This window comes from Belnapia arida, from assembly GCF_016773205.1.
GTDB classification, from domain to species: domain Bacteria; phylum Pseudomonadota; class Alphaproteobacteria; order Acetobacterales; family Acetobacteraceae; genus Belnapia; species Belnapia arida.
The window spans coordinates 1-2,212 of record NZ_JAETWB010000127.1 but is presented as its reverse complement, the minus strand read 5'-3'; the positions used below and the strand labels follow the sequence as shown (position 1 = coordinate 2,212).

Annotated in this window: 1 protein-coding gene and 1 pseudogene; both read right to left on the bottom strand. The window is 66.4% G+C overall.

All coding sequences use genetic code 11. The annotated features are described in order from the left end of the window. Nucleotide 1: 1 nt before the first annotated feature. Nucleotides 2-586, bottom strand: a pseudogene (locus JMJ56_RS32985) (IS30 family transposase); the annotation flags it as partial. 6 nt (nt 587-592) lie between these two features. After that, the gene (locus JMJ56_RS32980) at nt 593-2,092 is read right to left on the bottom strand and encodes an ATP-binding protein (protein ID WP_268885200.1); all 1,500 of its coding nucleotides are present in this window, start codon (nt 2,090-2,092) and stop codon (nt 593-595) included. Nucleotides 2,093-2,212 lie beyond the last annotated feature (120 nt).

Genomic DNA, 2,212 nt, shown 5'->3' with positions numbered 1-2,212 from the left:
CTCAACTGGTCATCGCAACACCAGTTTGCGCCGATCGCAACACCGTATCAAGAGCTTCGGCTGGTGTCTTCCAGCCGAGCGTCTTGCGCGGTCTCGCGTTGAGCGCTGTAGCCACCGCTGCAAGGTCGCCGACGCTGTGCGCGGCCAAGTCTGTTCCATTTAGGAAGTACTGCCGCAGCGGCTCATTCGTGTTCTCGTTCGTTCCGCGCCGCCACGGGCTGTGCTGGTCGCAGAAATACACTTGCAACCCGGTGTCGATCCGCAGCCGCAGATGCTCGGTCATCTCCGCCCCCTGATCCCAGGTCAGTGACTGCCGCACCGCCTCCGGCAGGGTGGTGATCGTGAGCGTGATGGCGTCGCGCACCGCCTCGACGCCATGCCCGGCCAGCGCCGGTCCGTTCTTCGCGCGAACCCCATATCGATGGCCCGGCATGCACGGCAAGTGCAGCAGCATCGTGAACCGCGTCGTGCGCTCCACCAAGGTGCCGGTAGCCGAGCTGCCCAGGCCGAGGATGAGGTTCCCCTCCCAGTGCCCTGGCACGGCCCGGTCATCCATCTCCGACGGCCGTTCGCTGATCTTTACCTCTGAACATCAACAGCCTAGCGCGTCGAGCGCGTGCCTTACCCGAGCGGCGATTTCGTCTGGGGGATAGGGCTTGGTTAGGATTGGCACGCTCGGATCAAGTCTGCCCTGACGAAGCGCAGCCTCCGGCGCATAGCCCGTCGTGAACAGCACCGTTAGTCCGGGGCACCGCTTGGTCGCTTCGCTTGCGAGGCGCTGGCCATCCATACCACCGGGCAGCCCGAGGTCGGTGAACAGCAACTGAACGTTGGGCTCATGATCGAGTGCCACGAGCGCCTCCCGCGCGTCCGAGGCCTCAATCACAGTGTACCCGGTCTCACGCAGTGCTTCCGCCGCATACCCACGTACTGCAGCGTCATCCTCGACGATCAGAACGGTTTCGCCCTGGCCGCCTGCGACGACCTTCTGACTTTGTGCCTCCTGCTCGTGCTCGCCGGATGCGAGCCACGGCAGGTAGAGTCGCACTGTCGTGCCTTGGCCCGGCTCGCTGTAGATCGTCGTATGCCCGCCAGATTGACGTACGAAGCCGTGCACCTGGCTCAGCCCGAGGCCGGTACCGCGCCCAGGCTCTTTGGTGGTGAAGAAGGGCTCGAAGACCCGCGCCAGCGTTTCCCGGTCCATGCCTGTCCCGGTATCGGACACCGCGATGGCCACGTACTCGCCCGGTTCCGGGCCGTTCTTTTCCATGGGGTAGCCAGCGTCGACACGTGCATTCGCCGTCTCGATGGTCAGCCTGCCGCCACCCGGCATAGCGTCGCGGGCATTGACCGTGAGGTTCAGGATCGCGCTCTCCAGTTGGTTCGGGTCGGCGCGTGTTCTCCCAAGATCAGCGGCGAGCACCGTCTGCAGCGCGATGCCGGAGCCCAACGTTCGGTGCAGCAACTCGGCCATGCCCTCGACTAGCCGGTTGGCATCCACCGGGCGTGCCTCAAGAGCCTGCCTGCGCGCGAACGCAAGGAGCCGGTGGGTGAGCCCAGCAGCTCGCTCGGCGGCATGCCGCGCTGCCGCCGCGAGGCGACGGGCCCGCCCGTCCTTGGGCAAGTCGCGGTCGAGCAAGGCATGGCTGCCGAGGACGACGGTGAGCAGATTGTTGAAGTCATGCGCCACGCCGCCGACGAGCTGGCCAAGCGCCTCCATCTTCTGCGCCTGGCGGAGCTGCTCGCCCAACTCGGCCACACGGCGTAGGTGGCGCAAGAGTATCTCAACAATGGCGCGCCGCAGGTCGCAGGCGAGCTCGCACTCCCAGTCCGCCCAAGGTCTGGCAACGCCGCGCCGCTCCTCGACCCAACGCTCGAAGGAGGCGCGCGGCCCAGGGCCGTCGGGACCGCCACCCTCCGTTGGCTTGCGCGGGTCACCACCCCAAGCCACGAGCCGCGGTTCCTCAGCACGGAACCAAAGCAGCATGTCGCGACGGTCGGTCCCAATGAAAACCGCCAGCAGCCCGCTCGCCTCGGCCGCGCGGTGGCGAAGGAGCGGGCAAAGCGAGGGCAGCGCGTCGGTGTGGAACAGGTCTGTGACCAGCCCCCATCGAGTGGTCCGGGCAGATTTTTAATGGATCACCGCGACCAGCCCTGCTGAGGCTCCACATAGCGCTGGCATAGCCACGGTCTCTGGGGCGGGTGGTCGGTA